This is a genomic window from Streptomyces lasiicapitis, from assembly GCF_014646335.1.
GTDB lineage: Bacteria > Actinomycetota > Actinomycetes > Streptomycetales > Streptomycetaceae > Streptomyces > Streptomyces lasiicapitis.
The window spans coordinates 242,359-260,909 of the sequence record NZ_BMNG01000006.1 but is presented as its reverse complement, the minus strand read 5'-3'; the positions used below and the strand labels follow the sequence as shown (position 1 = coordinate 260,909).

Below are 18,551 nucleotides of genomic sequence, written 5' to 3'. Positions count from 1 at the left end.
TCGTGTGGCGGCCGGGGTGCCCGGAACCGGAACCCCGGGACGCTGTGTCGCGCTCACGCGTTGGCCACCGCCTTACCGTCCGCCCCCGTCGCCCCACGCGTGTACTTGGGATGGATCAACCCCACGCAGGTGTACGGAAGTTCGGCGACCTCCTCGACCGGCACCCCGCGCTGCTCCGCGAGCAGGCGGACGTGGTCCAGGTCGGCCCCCGCGCCCGCGCGGGCGAGGATCTTCCAGGGCACGCGCCGCAGCAGCACGCGCGTGGTCTCGCCGACACCGGGCTTGACGAGGTTCACGTCATGGATGCCGTACTCCTCGCTGATCCGCTCGACCGCGGCCCAGCCCTCCCACGTCGGCGCCCGGTCCGCGGCGAGGACCTCCTTCACCTGGGCGGCCACCGCCTCGGCCACCTCGTCGAAGCGGGCGGCGATCGCGGCCACGAAGTCGAGGGAGACGTCGGTGTCCGCGAGCTCGCGGTAGAACTTCGCGCCGTGGAAGTCGTCGGGACCGACCAGGTCGGCGCGCAGCACCGTACGCGAAATCAGGCCCGAGACCGTGGAGTTGAGGCACGCGGACGGGATGAGGAAGTCCTCGCGGGTGCCGTACGTACGCACGCAGGAGCCGGGGTCGGCGAGCACGGCCATCTCGGGGTTGAAGCCCCGCGCCCCGCCGGCCGCACCCGCCGCACCCGCCGCACCTGCCGCCTCCTCGAACTCCTCGATCGCGGCGGCCAGTTCGCGCGTGATGGCGCCCTTGCCGGTCCAGCCGTCGACGAACACGACGTCCGCCGGGTCGTGGTGCGCGGCGAGCCAGCGCAGCGCGTTGGCGTCGATGCCGCGGCCGCGCACGATGGACACGGCGTAGTGCGGCAGGTCCAGGCCGTGGCGGTGCTGGGCCCAGCGGCGCATCAGGACGCCGACGGGCGTGCCCGCGCGGGCCAGCGACACCAGGACCGGGCGCGGCGAGCGCTCGGCGAGGACGGTCTCGGTCACCGTGCCGACGGCCTGCGCGATGCGCGCCGCGGAGGTGTCGAGGGCAGCCCGGAACAGCTCCTGGTACTGCGTGCTCGGCTGGTACTCGACCGGCAGCGACTCGGCGTAGTGCGCGCCACCGCTCTGGATGGCCTCCTCGCGCTCCTCGGTCGGCGCTTCGAGCGTGACGTCCGACAGGTCCTGGAGCAGCCAGCCGACGTCCTCGGGCGCGTAGGAGGAGAAGTCGGGGCCGCGGAGGGGGTCGGGCAGCATGCGGGATTCCTGATCTTGGGGGGCGTACGAAGGGGCGTACGACGGGACGTACGAAGGGACCACGGTCAGCAGCACGTGCCCGGTGTGCGCCGCGAGCTGCGCCAGCAGGCCGTCGGGCGCGTGCAGCGGCGGCGTGTCCGCGGTGGAGTCCACCACCGCGACGACCGCGTCGAAGCCGCCGTCCGCCACGTTGTACGCGTAGCGCGGGCCGGGCCCGTCGGCCGGGTCGTCGTGCGCCGGGAAGACCAGGCGGGTGCGGATGGCGTAGCCCGGGTCGTCGACGGCGAGGACGGGTGAGCGGGTGGTTGTGGAGTAGCGGACCTCGGCACCCGGCCTGCGTCCGCTCAGCCGCTTCTCCAGGGCCACGCCCAGCGCCAGCGGCGCGTACATCAGCTCCTCGAAGCCGAGCACGAGCACGCGGCGCGCGTCGTCCGGCAGCGCGGCCGCGATCCGCTCGGCCAGGCCCGGCAGCGCCGCGTCCAGGCGCGCCCGGTGCGCGGGCGTGAAGCCGTGCCGGCCGCCGTCGGGCACGCCCTCGGGCCAGTCCAGGGCGACACGGGTGACGGGCGCCCGCTCCCCGCGCGGCGCCGCTGTCGGCTCCGCCTCGTGCTCGGCGACCAGCGCCTGCCCCTTCTCAAGCACGCCCTCGGGCAGCCGCACGGTGCCGGAGGCGAGCGCGATCAGGTCGACGCGGGCGCCGATCTCGCGCGCGAAGTCGTCGAGGCGGTCGCGGTCGCTCGGGGCGCGCATGTCGACCAGGGCGACGATGACGTACCGCTCGCGGGGGAAGCGCTCGTGCAGGGCGCGGATGGTGTTCAGGACCGTGTTGCCGGTGGAGAACTCGTCGTCGACGAGGACCAGCGCGCCGTCGCCCGCGAGGAGGCGGGGGTCCTCGGGGAGCAGCAGGTGGGACGTGGCGTGCGAGTGGGACTCCTCGAAGCCGCCCGCGCGGGCGACGCCGGGGACGGGGCGGCGGGTGGAGTGCAGGTAGGGGGCGAGGGCGAGGCCGTCGGCGACGCTGTGGCCGAGGCCGGTGGCGGTCTCCGCGTAGCCGAGGACGACGGCGCGGGCCGCGTCGCGCTCGCCGAGCAGCTCCCGTACACGCACCCCGAGGTCGTATCCGGAGCGCCATATCACCGACGGGTGCTGCGGCACATGCTTGCCGAGGACGTTCGACACGAGCAGATGCGCCCGCTTGGGGTTGCGGCGCAGGGCGAGCCCGAGCAGCTCCTTCAGCGGCCCCGGCCCGGCGGTACCCTCCGCACCGGCGCCCGCGCCCTCGACCAGCTCGACCCCGAGCCGCTCAGCGACCCACGTACCCGACCACACCACGTCTTCCGTCTTCCTTACGTCCGTCACGAGACCGGCCCCGCGCTTCCTCGCGCCGCTCACGCGGGCAGCCCCGCGCTGAGCAGCTCCACGAAGCCGACGTCCTCGCGCGCGACGCCGAAGACCTCGGCGCGGCGCAGGGTCCGCTCGGCCCAGGCGCGGTGCGGCTTCACCTCGTTCATTTTGTTCGTGTACGCGGAGCGCATGACGCCGCCGCCGTCCCGCTCCGGGCGCAGGATGTCCTGCGCGTCGCTGAACTCCTCGTGGCTGACGACCGACAGGGCGTGCACGGGCAGCACGTGCGAGGGGTGGATGCAGGTCTTGCCGAGCAGGCCGTTGGCCCGGTCCAGCTCTATCTCGCGAAGGAGGCCGTCCAGGTCGTGCTCGATGAGGGCCTGGCGCAGCTCCTCGGCGCGCACCTGGAGGAAGGGGCTCTGCCGGAGCTGCGGCTTGAACATGCGTTCCTGGACGCGGAAGTACTCCCAGACGGGACCGGTGACGGTGAAGCCCGTGCCGTCGGCCCGGCCGAGGTGGTTGACCACGTCGGCGATGACGGACGCGACGATCTGGACGTCGTACGCCGTCATGTGCGGCGGTCTGCGCAGGGCGTACGCGGAGCAGAAGTCGGTGACGCCGAGGCGCAGCGCGAGCACCCGGTCGCGGTACTTGTCGACGGTGCGGGCGATGCCGGCGAGCGTCCCCGCGCGGCTCTCCAGGTACAGCAGCTGCGGTGATTCGAGGACCGGCATCGCGAAGAGGCGCCGGCCGGTGGCGGCCTCGGCGGCGGTCAGCGACTCCAGGAAGGGGACGCCGCGCTCCTCGGTGAATTTCGGCAGTACGAATCCGGACAGCAGGCGGATCGCGGGGCCGAGCCTGCGGGCCAGGTCAGGGATCTGCTCGGGGCTGCGTACGCGGATGAAGAGCAGCGGCGGCTCGATGTCCGGGCGGGCGGCGAGATCCGTGAAGTGCCGGATCAGGTTCTCCTCGGCGCCCACGACTTCCGCGTCGTCGATGGAGTCCTCCAGGCAGATGACCATCGAGATCACGCCACGGCCGGACTGCTTGAGGATGTCGTCGGCCAGCTGCGGGCGGGTGGCCGGGCTGTACAGCGTGGCGCCGAGCGCGGCCGCGAGCAGCTGCGGCGGGGAGTCCGCGGTGAAGGCGCACGGCTCCCGATGGAACAGGCGCTGTCGCACCTCTGGGGCTATGTGCCCGAAATGACGCATGAGGTTCCCCTAGGGATTTTCCTGATTTCGCCCGTATCGCCCGTTTCGTCGACGCGATCCGAAGTGATGTGGCCGGTAATAGTACGTAGGAGCGGGTGTCGAGGGTTCCCTCCGGGCATGAAATCCAGGTAACCCGGCCATGTCGCACACGTCTGCCCCACACCGGCACAGGCAGGTGTCATAGGCCGGAAGACGGGCAGTACGCGGACAGGACAAGGACAAGGCGGGCACGTGTCCGAAAGTATTCGCCCGGGGCGCGGAAGCCGCACCCGGGTGGGGACGGGGCGGGCCGGGAGCGGGCGGCAGGCCGGGGACCCGCGTTGTCCGGCCCAGGACCAGGAAGGCAGGATGACCGCATGACGCACGCGATGTTGAAGGGGTCGAACGTCCCGCTGGAAGCCGCCGCCGTCCGCGCCGTGCTGCGCTGGACGCCGCGCCAGGGCGCCCCGGACGTCGACGCGTCGGCGCTGCTGCTCGGCACCGACGGCCGCGTGCGCTCCGACGAGGACTTCGTCTTCTACAACCAGCCGCGGCACCCCTCCGGGAAGGTCTGGCGGCTCGGCAAGAAGCGGGTCGCCGAGGGCCTGACGGACACCGTGCAGACCGATCTCGCGGGCCTGGATCCCGCGGTCGGCCGGGTGCTGCTCGTCGCCTCCGCCGACGACGTGCCGTTCGAGCACGTCCGCGCGCTGCGGATCCTGCTGTACGACGCCTCGCCCGCCGCGGCCGACGCCGAGCCGCTCGCGTACTTCGACATCACCCCGGAGACGGGCGCCGAGACCGCGCTGATCTGCGGGGAGCTGTACCGCCGCGGCACGGGCTGGAAGTTCCGCGCCCTCGGCGAGGGGTACTCCAACGGCCTGGAGGGCCTCGCCGGCGACTTCGGCATCCTCGTGGACGAGTCGGACGCCGTGCCCGAGCCGACGCCCGACGCGTCGCTCCCGCAGACGCAGCGCCTGGGCACGACGGGCCCGGTGGCACCCGCCGCGCAGGCCCCGGCACCGACACCGGCTCCCGCCCCGGCGCACACCCAGCCGCCCGCCCCGTACCCCGCCGCCCCCGCGCCCCAGCCCGCGTACGGCTACCCGCCCGAGCCGCCGCGCTACCCCGCGCCGCAGCCCGCCTACGGCTACCCCCAGCCCGCGCCCACCCAGCCCCCGGTCCCGGCCTACGGCTACCCGCACCCGGTCGCGCCCGTGCCCGACCCGAGCTTCCGGCTGCCTCCGCAGGGGCCGCAGTTCCTGCCCCGCTGAGGCGGCCGCGCGGGGCGGCTCGGCTGAGGCGGCCAAGCGGGGCGGCTCAGCTTCCGCCCACCTTGGTCTTGTAGCCGCGGCCCCACTGCAGCCCCCAGCCGTACAGCCGGTCGAGCTCGGCCTGGAAGCCGTACACGTACCGCACCTCGCGGCGCACGATCAGCTCGTCCTTGACGTTCTCGATCGTGAGGACCGCGCAGGAGCGGGCCTGCGGGGCGCGCTCCTCCAGGTCGATCTCGACGCGCGGGCCGTTGCTGGGGTAGAGCGTCACCTTGGCGTGGGTGCGGTCGAAGGCGGGCGTCTGGTCGTAGATGTAGACGAACACGAGCAGCCGCTTGATCGACTCGCGGTGGTCGAGGTTGACGTAGAGCGTCTCGCCGGAGCCCGAGCCGAACCTGTCGTCCCCGCTGCCCTTCACATAGGGCGGGGAGTTGAGGCTCCCGAAGAAGTGGCCGAGGGGCTGCACGACACCCTTGCTGCCGTCGGTCAGCTCGTACATGCAGCCCAGGTCCAGGTCCACATTGACCATGCTCTGCGTGTGCGCCTGCACCGGCTCCGGCTGGAACATCTTCAGCGGGTGCCGCAGCAGGCTGCCGCTCCCGCGCTTCTTGCCGACGAGGTCGGACGTCCGCATCTGCCACGTCAGCGTGACGCGCAGATTGCCGGTGGCCGCGCCCTGTTTGGACAGCGAGACCGTCGGATGCCGCTTGGTCAGCTCGATGGAGTTGGTCGCGGCGCTGCCCGATGCGAAGTCCATCGAACGCCCCGGCCGCAGACCGTCCCAGAAGGACATGCCACCCCCCAGTAAAAATGCCCCGCCTCTTGTACGTACGTCATCGGGGCGGCCCCCGGGCCACGCCTCAACTACCGCCCCGCACAAGAGCGTTCCTCACCGAAGCGGGCCCCACACGTCCGGATCCCGAAGTCGGCTCACCGTACGTCACCCCGTGTACGCCGATGGCGGCGCCCCCGTGTCGGGGACGCCGCCATCGCGGTGTTTTTCGGCCGGGTGGCCGACGGGCGCCTGGACGCCTGGATGCCTGACGAGAGGGCGCCTAGACGCCTGACGAGACCTCGGTCTTATCGCCCGAGCCCGCGTCGTCGCCCTCCGCGGCCGCCAAGGCCTTGTTGCGGCGGACGGACGACCAGAAGGACGCGCCGATGAGGATCACACCGATGCTGCCGGTGATGAGCTCGTGGATCTCGTACTGGATCGTGATGAGCAGGATCGCGGCGAGGGCGCCGATGGCGTAGTGCGCGCCGTGCTCCAGGTAGACGTAGTCGTCGAGGGTGCCCTGGCGGACCAGGTAGACCGTGAGCGACCGGACGTACATCGCGCCGATGCCGAGGCCGAGCGCCATCAGGACGATGTCGTTGGTGATGGCGAAGGCGCCGATGACACCGTCGAAGGAGAAGGACGCGTCCAGGACCTCGAGGTAGAGGAACATGAAGAACGCGGCCTTGCCCGCGAGCGCGATCGCCGAGACCGGCTTGCCCGTCTTCTTGGCCGCTTCCTCCTCCTCGTGCTCGCGCTCCTCCTCTTCCTCGAGTTTGTTCTCGAAGTAGCCGGAGAGGCCGCCCACCACCAGATAGGTGATGAGACCCGCGACGCCTGAGATCAGGACTGTCTCCGCCTTGTCCGCATGGGTGCCGCCGTGCTGGTGGGCGTGCTTGGCGACGGTCATGGCGGAGACCAGGAGCACGATCAGCGCGATGCAGACCGAGAGCATGTCGATCTTGCCGAGCTTGGCCAGCGGGCGCTCGAGCCAGCCGAGCCACTTGATGTCCCGGTCCTCGAAGATGAAGTCCAGGAAGATCATCAGCAGGAACATGCCACCGAAGGCGGCGATCGACGGGTGCGCGTCGGTGACGAACTGCTGGTACTGGTCCTTGTCGTTGAGCGCGAGCTTGACCGCTTCGATCGGGCCCATTTTCGCGCTGACAGCGACGATCACGACGGGGAAGACGAGACGCATGCCGAAGACAGCGATCAGCACGCCGATGGTGAGGAAGATCTTCTGCCAGAAGGCATTCATCTTCTTCAGGATTCCGGCGTTGACCACCGCGTTGTCGAAGGACAGCGAGATCTCGAGGACGGACAGGATCGCCACGACACCGAAGCCCGTCCACCCCCCGTAGAGCACCGCTGCGACCAAGCCGAGCGCAGTGACTGCGAACGACCAGCCGAAGGTTTTCAGTACCACTGGCTACCCAATCGTGTGTGTACGGGTCTCCCCCGCGCCGTCCCCGGCTTCCGAAGCGTCTGCCGGGGGGTGCCCCCGGAATACCCAGTGGCCGGCGGGTGGGCCGTCAGCCGTTTGGGGATCCCGGGGAGAGTCCTTTAGGAAACATTGACTCCGAAGTCTAGAGCGATGCCCCGCAGGCCGGACGCGTACCCCTGTCCGACGGCGCGGAACTTCCACTCGCCGCCGTACCGATACACCTCGCCGAAGATCATCGCGGTCTCCGTGGAGGCGTCCTCACTGAGGTCGTAGCGGGCGAGCTCCTGGCCGTCGGCCTGGTTCACCACGCGGATGAACGCGTTGCTGACTTGGCCGAATGTCTGTCCCCGGTTGTCCGCCTCATGGATGGAGACGGGGAAGACGATCTTGTCGCAGTGGGCCGGGACCTGGGAGAGGTCGATGATCAGCGACTCGTCGTCGCCCTCGCCCTCGCCGGTCAGGTTGTCGCCGGTGTGTTCGACGGAGCCGTCCGGGCTCGTCAGGTTGTTGTAGAACACGAACCACTCGTCGCCGAGCACCCGGCCGGACTGGCACATCAGGGCACTGGCATCGAGGTCGAACGGGGCTCCGGTGGTGGAGCGAGCGTCCCAGCCGAGGCCGACCATCACCTTGGTGAGATCGGGAGCGGCCTTGGACAGGGAGACATTGCCTCCCTTGGCGAGCGTGACGCCCATGATGCTGGTCCTCCCCGAGGTGCTGGAGCGTTGGGCCGCCGCCGGGCCCCGGCGCGGCGGGCGGGGCACGGCAGCCATGCGGTGCCTAGCGCGTCCGGCGCCGCACTCGCGTGTGCGGCGCCGGACGACCCAGGCGATGGGGTGCTGCGTTACTGCTCGGCTCAGACGTTGACGCCGAAGTCCTGCGCGATGCCGCGCAGACCCGAGGCATACCCCTGGCCGACGGCGCGGAACTTCCACTCCGCGCCGTTGCGGTACAGCTCGCCGAAGACCATGGCCGTCTCCGTGGAGGCGTCCTCCGACAGGTCGTAGCGCGCGATCTCGGCGCCGCCGGCCTGGTTCACGACGCGGATGAACGCGTTGCGGACCTGGCCGAACGACTGCTGGCGGTTCTCGGCGTCGTAGATCGAGACCGGGAAAACGATCTTCTCGATGTCGGCCGGGACCGCGGCGAGGTTGACCTTGATCGCCTCGTCGTCGCCCTCGCCCTCACCGGTGGTGTTGTCACCGGTGTGCTCGACGGAGCCGTCGGGGCTCTTCAGGTTGTTGAAGAACACGAAGTTCTGGTCACTGCTGACCTTGCCCTCGGCGTTCGTCAGGATGGCGCTGGCGTCCAGGTCGAAGTCCTGACCGGTGGTGGTCCGGACGTCCCAGCCCAGGCCGACCAGAACCGCGGTCAGGCCCGGCGCTTCCTTGCTCAGCGATACGTTGCCGCCCTTGCTGAGGCTGACTCCCACGAGTCCTCCCAATTGGTGTCCAGGGGCGGGGAGCCCCAGTCGTGCTTGCCATCGGATCAACGTGTGGATCCTAGTGACCGGTTCCCGGTGGCCACAGGCTCCGCACCCCAAGAAATCACAGGGTGTTGCGTCAGGGTTCCGTCAGGGTGGCGCGGCGACCCGCGTCAGAGGCTTTCGAGGGCCTTGACGTAGTCGTTCAGGTCCCGCGCGTCGGGCAGGCCGTTGACGACGGTCCAGCGCACCACGCCGTCCTTGTCGATGATGAAGGTGCCGCGCACCGCGCAGCCCTTGTCCTCGTCGAAGACGCCGTACGCCCGCGAGGTCTCGCCGTGCGGCCAGAAGTCCGACAGGAGCGGATACTCCAGGCCCTCCTGCTCGGCGAAGACGCGCAGGGTGTGGATGGAGTCGTTCGAGACGGCGAGGAGCTGGGTGTCGTCGTTGACGAACTTCGGCAGCTCGTCGCGCAGGGCGCAGAGCTCGCCCGTGCACACGCCGGTGAACGCGAACGGGTAGAAGAGCACCACCACGTTCTTGTGCCCCCGGAAGTCCGAGAGCCGCACCGTGCGCCCGTGGTTGTCCTTCAGCTCGAATTCCGGCGCCTTGACGCCGACCTCGATCGCCACGAGGACCCACTTCCCTTCGCATAGGCCATTGGAGTGCCCCCAGCGTACGGGCGGCTCCCGTGCCCTCGCGGGGCGCCCCGGGCCGAAGGGCGCGCCACGGCGCACGTGAGGCCCCCGACGGACGAACCGTCGGGGGCCTCACGGGGGACCTGCTGAGGGCCTGCGGCCTGCTAACGCTTCTTGGCGGCGCCCTTCGGCGTGAGCAGCCTCGAGCCGTTCCAGTCCTTGCCCGCGTTGATGCTCTTGGTCTGGGACAGACCCGCGGTGGTGGAGGCCTCACCGATCTCGCTGGGCTCGACGTACCCTTCCCGCCCTGTCTTGGGCGTGAGGAGGAGGATCGAACCGCCCTCCTCCATGTACGCGATGGAGTCCACCAGTGCGTCAGTCAGGTCGCCGTCGTCATCACGGAACCAGAGCACCACAGCATCAGCCACGTCGTCGTATTCCTCGTCGACGAGCTCTGTGCCGGTGGCCTGCTCGATGACCTCGCGGAGCTCCTGGTCGACGTCGTCGTCGTAGCCGATCTCCTGGACCACCATGCCGGGCTGGAAACCCAGCCGTACGGCAAGGTTCGTCTCCGCGTGGTCCGCGGTCGCGCTCACGGGTTGCCTCCTGATCGTGTTCTTGGGAATGCATTGCAGCCCCGCGCGTACGCGGGGCATTGGTCGTAGTCCACACGGGCGGGACGGATCGCGCAAGTACCCGGCCGTCAAGACCGTCGAAACGGTGACGTTCCCGACCGTGTCACCGCAACTGTCGCCCCATCCGCGAGGGCCGGGCGGCTCCACGGAGCCGCTGGGCGGGATGGGCGTATCGTTGCGATTTGGCCGAGCCTACCCCAGGGACGGCGGCCCTCGTCCCGGTTACCTGGAGGTAGAGATGACGTATCCAGCGCCGGGGTAGACGATGGTGAGCGTCGTACGCACGAGCCCAGAGAGTCCAGAGCAGAGCCCGGGCGGAGCCCAGTCAGAGCCCGGCCAGAGCACGAGCAGAGCACCGGCCAGAGCACGAATCCGATCGCGTGCACCGCGCGACCATACAGCGAAGGAACAGCGTGGCTTCCGGATCCGATCGCAACCCGATCATCATTGGCGGCCTTCCCAGCCAGGTCCCGGATTTCGATCCAGAAGAGACCCAGGAATGGCTCGACTCCCTCGACGCCGCCGTCGACGAGCGCGGCCGTGAGCGGGCCCGCTATCTGATGCTCCGCCTGATCGAGCGCGCCCGCGAGAAGCGCGTGGCCGTGCCCGAGATGCGCAGCACGGACTACGTCAACACGATCGCCACCAAGGACGAGCCGTTCTTCCCCGGCAACGAGGAGATCGAGCGCAAGGTCCTGAACGCGACCCGCTGGAACGCCGCGGTGATGGTCTCCCGCGCCCAGCGCCCCGGCATCGGGGTAGGCGGCCACATCGCCACCTTCGCCTCCTCGGCGTCGCTGTACGACGTGGGGTTCAACCACTTCTTCCGCGGCAAGGACGAGGGCGACGGCGGCGACCAGATCTTCTTCCAGGGGCACGCCTCCCCCGGCATCTACGCCCGCGCATTCCTCCTCGACCGGCTGTCCGAGCGGCAGCTCGACGCCTTCCGGCAGGAGAAGTCCAAGGCGCCCGACGGTCTTTCGTCGTATCCCCACCCGCGTCTGATGCCGGACTTCTGGGAGTTCCCGACGGTCTCCATGGGCCTCGGCCCGCTCGGCGCGATCTTCCAGGCCCGGATGAACCGCTACATGGAGGCGCGCGGCATCGCCGAGACCTCCAAGTCGCACGTCTGGGCGTTCCTCGGCGACGGCGAGATGGACGAGCCGGAGTCGCTCGGCCAGCTCTCCATCGCCGCGCGCGAGGGGCTCGACAACCTCACCTTCGTCGTCAACTGCAACCTGCAGCGCCTCGACGGCCCGGTGCGCGGCAACGGCAAGATCATCCAGGAGCTGGAGTCGCAGTTCCGGGGCGCCGGATGGAACGTCATCAAGCTGGTGTGGGACCGCAGTTGGGACCCGCTCCTCGCGCAGGACCGCGACGGCGTGCTCGTCAACAGGATGAACACGACGCCCGACGGGCAGTACCAGACGTACGCCACCGAGACCGGCTCCTACATCCGCGAGCACTTCTTCGGCGACGACCAGCGGCTGCGCGCGATGGTCGAGGGCATGAGCGACGACCAGATCCTGCACCTGGGGCGCGGCGGCCACGACCACCGGAAGATCTTCGCGGCGTTCTCGGCGGCCAAGGCGCACAAGGGGCAGCCGACGGTCATCCTGGCCAAGACGATCAAGGGCTGGACGCTCGGCCCGAACTTCGAGGGCCGCAACGCCACGCACCAGATGAAGAAGCTGACGGTCGACGACCTCAAGGGCTTCCGCGACCGGCTGCACCTGCCGATCACGGACAAGCAGCTGGAGGACGGGCCGCCGCCGTACTACCACCCGGGGCGCGACTCCGAGGAGATCCAGTACATGCACGACCGCCGCCAGGGTCTCGGCGGCTATGTCCCGACCCGCGTCGTGCGCGCCAAGCCGCTGCGGCTGCCCGAGGACAAGACGTACGCGTCCGTGCGGAAGGGCTCCGGTCAGCAGTCCATCGCCACGACCATGGCGTTCGTACGGCTCCTCAAGGACCTCATGCGGGACAAGGAGATCGGCAAGCGGTTCGTGCTGATCGCGCCGGATGAGTACCGCACGTTCGGCATGGACTCGTTCTTCCCGAGCGCGAAGATCTACAACCCGCTCGGCCAGCAGTACGAGGCGGTGGACCGTGATCTGCTGCTCGCCTACAAGGAGTCCCCGACCGGGCAGATGCTGCACGACGGCATCTCGGAGGCCGGCTGCACGGCGTCCCTGATCGCCGCGGGCTCGGCCTACGCCACGCACGGCGAACCGCTGATCCCGGTGTACGTCTTCTACTCGATGTTCGGATTCCAGCGCACCGGCGATCAGTTCTGGCAGATGGCCGACCAGCTCTCGCGCGGTTTCGTCCTGGGCGCGACCGCCGGCCGCACGACCCTGACCGGCGAGGGCCTCCAGCACGCCGACGGGCACTCGCAGTTGCTCGCCTCCACCAACCCGGGCTGTGTCGCCTACGACCCGGCCTTCGGCTTCGAGATCGCCCACATCGTCAAGGACGGTCTGCGCCGGATGTACGGCGAGACGGCGGACGGCAAGGCGGGCGAGGACGTCTTCTACTACCTCACCGTCTACAACGAGCCGATCCAGCACCCGGCGGAGCCGGACGACGTGGACGTCGAGGGCATCCTCAAGGGCATCCACCGCTTCAAGGCCGGTACGCAGGGCGCCATCTCGGCGCAGATCATGGCCTCCGGCGTCGCGGTGCCCTGGGCCGTCGAGGCGCAGCGGATTCTCGCCTCGGAGTGGAACGTCAAGGCGGACGTCTGGTCGGCGACCTCCTGGAACGAGCTGCGCCGCGAGGCCGTCGACGCCGAGCGGCACAATCTGCTGCACCCGGAGGAGGAGCAGCGCGTGCCGTACGTGACGCGGAAGCTCTCCGGGGCCGAGGGGCCGTTCGTGGCCGTCTCGGACTGGATGCGGAGCGTGCCCGACCAGATCTCCCGCTGGGTGCCCGGCACCTACCAGTCGCTGGGCGCGGACGGCTTCGGGTTCGCGGACACGCGTGGTGCCGCGCGCCGGTACTTCCACATCGACGCGCAGTCGATCGTGGTCGCGGTGCTCACCGAGCTGGCCCGCGAGGGCAAGGTCGACCGCTCCGTCCTGAAGCAGGCGATCGACCGCTACCAGCTCCTGGACGTCGCGGCGGCCGACCCGGGCGCGGCCGGGGGCGACGCGTGACAACCGGCGCGGACACTGGCACGGACACTGGCGCCGGCGCATAACACCTCCGTCCGGTGAAGGGCGGCGGGCCCGTGAGGTCCGCCGCCCTTCACGGTTTCCTTACGATGCGGGAATGAGGGATGAGACGGCACAGCCGACAGAGCTCGGGCAGCCGGCGCAGGTCCGTTGGGAACGCCGCACCCAGCGTCCGCTGCTCGCGCTCGCCGTGGCGTTCGCCGTCGCCTACGCGGTGCCGATAGTGCGGCCCGAGGCGGGCGCGTCGGTGACGCGGGCCTGTACCGGCGTTGAGTGGTTCGTCTGGGGCGCGTTCGCCGCGGACTATGTGGTGCGGCTTGCTCTGGCCGAGCACCGTGCGCGCTTTGTGCGCACGCACTGGCTCGACCTGTGTGCCGTGGTGCTGCCGATGATCCAGCCGCTGCGGCTGCTGCGGCTGGTGTCGACGCTGCTGCTCGTGGGGCGGCGGGCCCGGATGGCGTCGCAGATCAAGCTGACGACGTATGTGGTGGGCGCCGTGGTGGGCCTGTTGATGTTCGGTTCGCTGGCGGTGCTCTCGGTGGAGCGGGAGTCGCCGGACGGCAACATCAAGACCCTCGGCGACGCCGTGTGGTGGTCGTTCACCACGATGACGACCGTGGGCTACGGCGACCACGCGCCGACGACCGGGCTCGGCCGGGTCCTCGCGGTCGGCCTGATGCTGTCGGGCATCGCGCTGCTCGGTGTCGTCACCGCCAACATCGCGGCGTGGTTCATCGCCCGCTTCGAGAAGGACGACGCCGAGGAGCGCCGCCAGACCGCCGCGATCGAGGCCCTCACCGCGGAGATCACGGCCCTGCGCGCCCAGGTGAGCGCGCTGTCCGGGGCGGCCGTGACCGCCGCCGTGCCGCGCCAGGCGTCCGGTCAGGACGCCGTCGGCGGCGCCCCCGTCAACGCTCCCAGATCTTGAACGCCCGCACCCGGTACGGCGACTCGGGCGCCCAAGTGCCGTTGCCCGGATAGGTGTTGAACTCCGCTGTCTCGTCGCACTCGGCCGACTGATACGTCGTGACGGGCCGGCCGGTGCGGTTGGCGAGGGCCTGCGCGCTGCCCCCCTCCGGCAGCGCGACGCAGCTCTCGATGTCCGTACCGGCCAGCTCGAACTTGTGGCGCTGGCCCTTGAAGTCCGCCTTCTCCCAGAGGCAGAGCTCGCCGGGGCCGCAGCCCCGGAGCCGTGGTGGTCCGGCGGCTCCGGCGTGCGTGGGTGTCAGGACCGCGGCGGCCAGGGCGGCCGTCGTCAGGGCCAGGACGGCCGCGGTGCCCGGCATGGCGGAACGCATGGTCGTACGCATGTGCATCAACCCCCGTGTCGCAAAAGCTCACTTGTCGCCACTCTCCGCCGCGGGACACGGGGCGGGAAGGGGTTTTCGTACGGCTCACCCTGATAGGCGAAAGCCCCCCGAGCGGACCCGGAGGGCTTTCCCTCAGACGGCTTCATTCGGCGGCGGGTTTTCCCCTAGGGGCCCCGCCCCGCCGCGTGGGAGCGGCTAAATGTGCGCCGCTCCCGCCCCCGCCTCCGCGTTCGCCCCGCGCTTGGTGAGCGTCGCGACGACCGCCGCGATCACGCCGACGACGCCCGCGACGGTGAAGGCCACGCCCATGCCCGACATGAAGGTGTCGTGCACGACGTCCGTGATCTTGGCGAGGACGCCCTGGTCGACACCGGGGGCCTTGGCCATCTGCTCGGGCACGGCCCCGGTCGCGGCGGCCTTGTCGAGGCCGGGCGGCGGGGTGCCGGGCAGGCCCGCGTCCTGCCAGTTGCCCTTGAGGTCGGAGTCGACGGTGTGGGACATCACCGCGCCGAGGACCGCCGTACCGAGGCTGCCGCCGACCTGCATGCCCGCCTGCTGGAGGCCGCCCGCGACACCGGAGAGCTCCAACGGGGCGTTGCCCACGATGACTTCGGTGGCACCGACCATGACGGGGGCGAGGCCGAGGCCGAGCAGCGCGAACCAGACCGACATCGGCAGCGTGCCGGTCCCCGTCGTCATGGTGGTCATGCCGAACATCGCGACCGCCGTGCAGACCATGCCGCCCACCAGCGGGATCCGCGGCCCGAACCGGGTGATCAGGGCACCCGCAAGCGGCGAGGAGACGATCATCATGGCCGTCAGCGGAAGCAGGTGCAGACCGCTGTCGACCGGGCTCATGCCGTGCACGTTCTGCAGATAGAAGGTGACGAAGAACAGACCGCCCATGAAGGCGAAGGCCATCAGGACCATCAGGGCGGTGCCCGCGGACAGCGGCACCGAGCGGAAGAGCCCGAGCGGGATCAGCGGCTCCGCGACCCGCTTCTCCCAGAGGGCGAACAGCACGAAGCACACGACGGACGCGGCCAGGAACCCCCAGGTCTTGCCGCTGTCCCAGCCCCACGGGTCGCCCGCCTTGATGAGCGCCCAGATCAGCGCGAACATCGCGGCCGAAAGCAGCACGATGCCGGGGATGTCGAAGGAGCGCGGCGCCTTCTCGGCACGGTGGTCCAGGAGGATCAGAAGGCCGAGGACCAGCGCGAGCGCGCCGACCGGCACGTTGATGAAGAACACCGACTGCCAGCTGACGTGCTCGACCAGGACGCCGCCGATGATCGGGCCGCCCGCGGTGGAGGCGCCGATGACCATGCCCCAGATGCCGATGGCCATGTTCAGCTTCTCGGCCGGGAACGTGGCCCGCAGCAGACCGAGCGCAGCCGGCATCAGCAGGGCGCCGAACAGCCCCTGGAGCACGCGGAAGGCGATGACCAGGGAGACGCTGCCGGACAGGCCGATGGCCCCGGAGGCGAGGGCGAAGCCGACGACGCCGATGAGGAAGGTCTGCCGGTGGCCGAAGCGGTCACCGAGCTTGCCCGCCGTGATGAGGGCGACGGCGAGCGCCAGGAGATAGCCGTTGGTGATCCATTGGACGTCCGCGAGGGAGGCGCCCAGGTCCTTGGTGATGGCGGGGTTGGCGACGGCGACGATCGTGCCGTCCAGGGCCACCATCATCACGCCGATCGCGACGGAGAACAGCGTGAGCCATGGATGACCGCGAAGTCCCTTGACCGGGGCCGGAGTCGGAGGGGGCTCCGGCGCCTTGTCCGCCTTGCCGACGGTGGTCTGACTTGTCATGCGCCGAGGCTAGAGTCAGCGACTGACAGTTGACAAAGCCTTTCAGAAGTCGGCCGCTGTCATTTAGCTCACAGCCGCGCCGCCGCGGGTATGGTGAGCTGGCAAAACGGGTGGGAAACCGGGAGAAACAGCGAGAAACGGGGTGCAGGGCGTGACCGGTCCGGGCTTGCGCGAACGCAAGAAGCAGCGCACGCGTGACGCGTTGCTGCGGGCGGCGCTCGAACTGTTCACGACCAAGGGGTACGAGGAGACGACGGTCGACGAGATCGTCGAGGCCGTCGACGTCTCGCAGCGCACCTTCTTCCGGCACTTCGCGGGCAAGCAGGAGGCCGCCTTCGCCATGCAGGAGATGGTGGAGGAGCGGTTCGTGCGGGCGCTGCGCGAACGCCCGGCCCACGAGGGCCCGTTCGCGGCGCTGCGCGGGGCCGTGCTCGGCTCCTGGGACGCGGTGGGCGAGTCCATCGAGGCGGTCGTCCCCGTCGAACTCCACATGCGCACCTACCAGATGATCGAGTCGACCCCCTCCCTGCTCGCCGTCCATCTGCGCCGCTCCATCGAGCGCGAGGAGCAGGTCGCGGGCATCATCGCCGAGCGCGAGGGCGTCGACCTCGCCACCGACCCGCGCCCGCGCGTGGCGGTCGCCGCGTTCGGCGGGGTCATGCGGGTCACCGGGCGGCAGTGGGGCGCGGGCAAGGACATCAGCGTCGATTCGATAAGGGCGATCACGGAGTCGTACCTGGATCATCTGGGCCCGACGCTCGCGGACGACTGGCGCGAGCGCTGACGGCACTCCGGCCGCCTTTTCTGTACGCCGACAACTCCCCGGCCGCACTTCTACGTTGAGTGACTGACACCTCTACGCCAAGTAACGACGGCGCACTCCACGTAACCGCACTCCGTACGCGCGCCACACGCACGCCCCGTCCACGCAGCGTGACGAACGCGCCCGAGAAGTGTCCGGTTCACCACAATTACCCCTCTGGAAACGTGATCTGCCTCACCCCTGGCACGGGAGGCAGCACGCTTCTCCTAGGGTGTCCCGCAGTGACTTCCTTCGACTCCTCCCCTCAACTCGGCGTCTGGCGCGCTTTGCTCGCCCTCACCGTGGTCTTCGTCATGCTCGCGACCACCGGCTGGACCGCGGTGCGCCAGCACAGAGGCGCCGCCTCGCCGCTCGAAGCCGCGGTCTCCGCCTGGGAGCGGGGCCGCATCGACGGCCGTGACCTGCCCGAAGCCGGCGCACCCGCCGCCCGGCTCGCGCACTTCTTCGCCTCCCTCACGGCCCACCAGCGCGACCGGCTCGCCGCCCGCTACCCCCTGGCCGTCGGCAACATGAACGGCGCCCCCGTACGACTGCGCTACGAGGCGAACCGCATCGCCCTGCGCGAAGCGCGCGCGATCGAACGGGAACGCATGCACGACGACCGCCTCTCCCCCGTCGGGAAGCAGGAGGCGGAACGCCGCATGAAGCGGTTCGGTGTGATGATGCGCGCCGACCGCCAGGTGCTCGCCTTCGACCCGATGGGCTCGGGACGCATGGCCGAGGTCTTCGGAGACCTCGACCGCGCCGGACGCGTGTCGGTCGTGGTGCCCGGAGTCGACACGAACGTCCTCACCTTCGAACGCACCCAGCGCAAGTACGCGGCCCCCGTCGGCATGGCGAAGTCGCTGTACCGCGCGGAGCGTGCCGCGAACCCCCGCGCGCGTACCGCCGTGATCGCCTGGGCCGACTACACCGCGCCCGTCGGCCTCGGCGTGGACGCGGCCACCTCCATGCGCGCCGACGACGGGGCGGTGCGCCTCGACTCGATGGTGACCGCGCTGCCCGGCGAGGCCGCGGTGGCGCTGTACTGCCACAGCTACGGCTCCGTGGTGTGCGGGGTCGCGGCCCGCCGGCTGCCGCCGCGGGTCACCGACATCGCCGTCGCGGGCAGCCCCGGCATGCGCGCCGACAACGCCTCCGGCCTCGGCTCGCACGCGCGGATCTGGGCCACACGGGACAGCGACGACTGGATCCAGGATGTGCCGCACATGGAAGTCGGCGGGCTCGGCCACGGCGCCGACCCCGTCTCCGCGGGCTTCGGCGCGCGCGTGGTGTCCGCCGACCGCGCCCGGGGCCACACCGGTTACTTCGAACCGGGCACGGACAGCCTCAGCAACTTCGCCGAGATCGGCGTCGGCGCGTACGACTCGGTGCGCTGCGCCGAGGGGGACGCGGCCTGCCGCGAAGGTATTTCCGGTACGACGACGGCCTGACGCGCGTAGAAATCGATGAAACAG

Annotated in this window: 15 protein-coding genes; 5 read left to right on the top strand and 10 right to left on the bottom strand. The window is 70.3% G+C overall.

Annotation, left to right across the window (positions count from 1 at the left end):
- Window positions 1–53 precede the first annotated feature (53 nt).
- Window positions 54–2,603, bottom strand: coding sequence for a phosphoribosyltransferase (locus tag IEY91_RS15265; protein ID WP_189174333.1), 2,550 nt, complete (start codon window positions 2,601–2,603; stop codon window positions 54–56).
- Between the two features lie 29 nt (window positions 2,604–2,632).
- Window positions 2,633–3,799, bottom strand: coding sequence for an HpcH/HpaI aldolase/citrate lyase family protein (locus tag IEY91_RS15260; RefSeq protein ID WP_189174332.1), 1,167 nt, complete (start codon window positions 3,797–3,799; stop codon window positions 2,633–2,635).
- Window positions 3,800–4,155: 356 nt separating this feature from the next.
- On the opposite strand from IEY91_RS15260, the gene IEY91_RS15255 reads away from it, so the two are divergent.
- Window positions 4,156–5,052 carry a TerD family protein gene (locus tag IEY91_RS15255; protein WP_189174331.1) on the top strand — a complete coding sequence of 299 codons (897 nt, stop codon included), beginning with the start codon at window positions 4,156–4,158 and terminating at the stop codon, window positions 5,050–5,052.
- Between the two features lie 46 nt (window positions 5,053–5,098).
- On the opposite strand, the gene IEY91_RS15250 is transcribed toward IEY91_RS15255, so the two are convergent.
- The 6 genes from IEY91_RS15250 to IEY91_RS15225 all read right to left on the bottom strand — a co-directional run bounded on the left by IEY91_RS15250 (window position 5,099) and on the right by IEY91_RS15225 (window position 9,931).
- Window positions 5,099–5,845 (bottom strand): TerD family protein, encoded by a 747-nt coding sequence (locus IEY91_RS15250; protein ID WP_189174330.1) that lies wholly within the window; start codon window positions 5,843–5,845, stop codon window positions 5,099–5,101.
- Between the two features lie 262 nt (window positions 5,846–6,107).
- Window positions 6,108–7,256, bottom strand: coding sequence for a DUF475 domain-containing protein (locus IEY91_RS15245; RefSeq protein ID WP_189174329.1), 1,149 nt, complete (start codon window positions 7,254–7,256; stop codon window positions 6,108–6,110).
- Window positions 7,257–7,393: 137 nt separating this feature from the next.
- Window positions 7,394–7,969: a TerD family protein gene (locus IEY91_RS15240; RefSeq protein ID WP_164325432.1), complete on the bottom strand. Its 576-nt coding sequence runs from the start codon at window positions 7,967–7,969 to the stop codon at window positions 7,394–7,396.
- A 161-nt stretch (window positions 7,970–8,130) separates the two neighbouring features.
- Window positions 8,131–8,706 carry a TerD family protein gene (locus tag IEY91_RS15235; protein WP_164325430.1) on the bottom strand — a complete coding sequence of 192 codons (576 nt, stop codon included), beginning with the start codon at window positions 8,704–8,706 and terminating at the stop codon, window positions 8,131–8,133.
- A gap of 164 nt (window positions 8,707–8,870) precedes the next feature.
- Window positions 8,871–9,329, bottom strand: a complete 459-nt coding sequence (locus IEY91_RS15230) for a peroxiredoxin (RefSeq protein WP_164325428.1) — start codon at window positions 9,327–9,329, stop codon at window positions 8,871–8,873.
- Window positions 9,330–9,499: 170 nt separating this feature from the next.
- Window positions 9,500–9,931, bottom strand: a complete 432-nt coding sequence (locus IEY91_RS15225) for a DUF3052 domain-containing protein (RefSeq protein ID WP_164325426.1) — start codon at window positions 9,929–9,931, stop codon at window positions 9,500–9,502.
- 452 nt (window positions 9,932–10,383) lie between these two features.
- Between IEY91_RS15225 and aceE the strand changes: the two genes are divergently transcribed.
- Together aceE and IEY91_RS15215 are read left to right on the top strand one after the other, a co-directional pair.
- Entirely contained in the window at window positions 10,384–13,131 is a 2,748-nt protein-coding gene (aceE, locus tag IEY91_RS15220; RefSeq protein ID WP_164325424.1) for a pyruvate dehydrogenase (acetyl-transferring), homodimeric type, read from the top strand.
- Between the two features lie 115 nt (window positions 13,132–13,246).
- Window positions 13,247–14,077: a potassium channel family protein gene (locus IEY91_RS15215; RefSeq protein ID WP_189174328.1), complete on the top strand. Its 831-nt coding sequence runs from the start codon at window positions 13,247–13,249 to the stop codon at window positions 14,075–14,077.
- Here IEY91_RS15215 and IEY91_RS15210 read toward each other — a convergent pair.
- Together IEY91_RS15210 and IEY91_RS15205 are read right to left on the bottom strand one after the other, a co-directional pair.
- Entirely contained in the window at window positions 14,058–14,459 is a 402-nt protein-coding gene (locus IEY91_RS15210; protein ID WP_164325420.1) for a peptidase inhibitor family I36 protein, read from the bottom strand. The two genes, IEY91_RS15215 and IEY91_RS15210, sit on opposite strands and share 20 nt — an antisense overlap.
- A 195-nt stretch (window positions 14,460–14,654) precedes the next feature.
- Window positions 14,655–16,148 (bottom strand): MFS transporter, encoded by a 1,494-nt coding sequence (locus IEY91_RS15205; protein ID WP_373287956.1) that lies wholly within the window; start codon window positions 16,146–16,148, stop codon window positions 14,655–14,657.
- A gap of 274 nt (window positions 16,149–16,422) precedes the next feature.
- On the opposite strand from IEY91_RS15205, the gene IEY91_RS15200 reads away from it, so the two are divergent.
- Window positions 16,423–17,055, top strand: a complete 633-nt coding sequence (locus IEY91_RS15200) for a TetR/AcrR family transcriptional regulator (RefSeq protein ID WP_164325417.1) — start codon at window positions 16,423–16,425, stop codon at window positions 17,053–17,055.
- A 260-nt stretch (window positions 17,056–17,315) separates the two neighbouring features.
- The gene (locus IEY91_RS15195) at window positions 17,316–18,527 is read left to right on the top strand and encodes an alpha/beta hydrolase (protein WP_164325415.1); all 1,212 of its coding nucleotides are present in this window, start codon (window positions 17,316–17,318) and stop codon (window positions 18,525–18,527) included.
- Window positions 18,528–18,551: the final 24 nt, after the last annotated feature.

Coding starts and splice junctions, on each gene's coding strand:
- IEY91_RS15260 (WP_189174332.1), bottom strand. CDS start 3,799: ATGCGTCATTTCGGGCACATAGCCCCAGAGGTGCGACAGCGCCTGTTC.
- IEY91_RS15215 (WP_189174328.1), top strand. CDS start 13,247: ATGAGGGATGAGACGGCACAGCCGACAGAGCTCGGGCAGCCGGCGCAG.
- IEY91_RS15250 (WP_189174330.1), bottom strand. CDS start 5,845: ATGTCCTTCTGGGACGGTCTGCGGCCGGGGCGTTCGATGGACTTCGCA.
- IEY91_RS15240 (WP_164325432.1), bottom strand. CDS start 7,969: ATGGGCGTCACGCTCGCCAAGGGAGGCAATGTCTCCCTGTCCAAGGCC.
- IEY91_RS15205 (WP_373287956.1), bottom strand. CDS start 16,148: ATGATGGTGGCCCTGGACGGCACGATCGTCGCCGTCGCCAACCCCGCC.
- IEY91_RS15255 (WP_189174331.1), top strand. CDS start 4,156: ATGACGCACGCGATGTTGAAGGGGTCGAACGTCCCGCTGGAAGCCGCC.
- IEY91_RS15210 (WP_164325420.1), bottom strand. CDS start 14,459: ATGCGTACGACCATGCGTTCCGCCATGCCGGGCACCGCGGCCGTCCTG.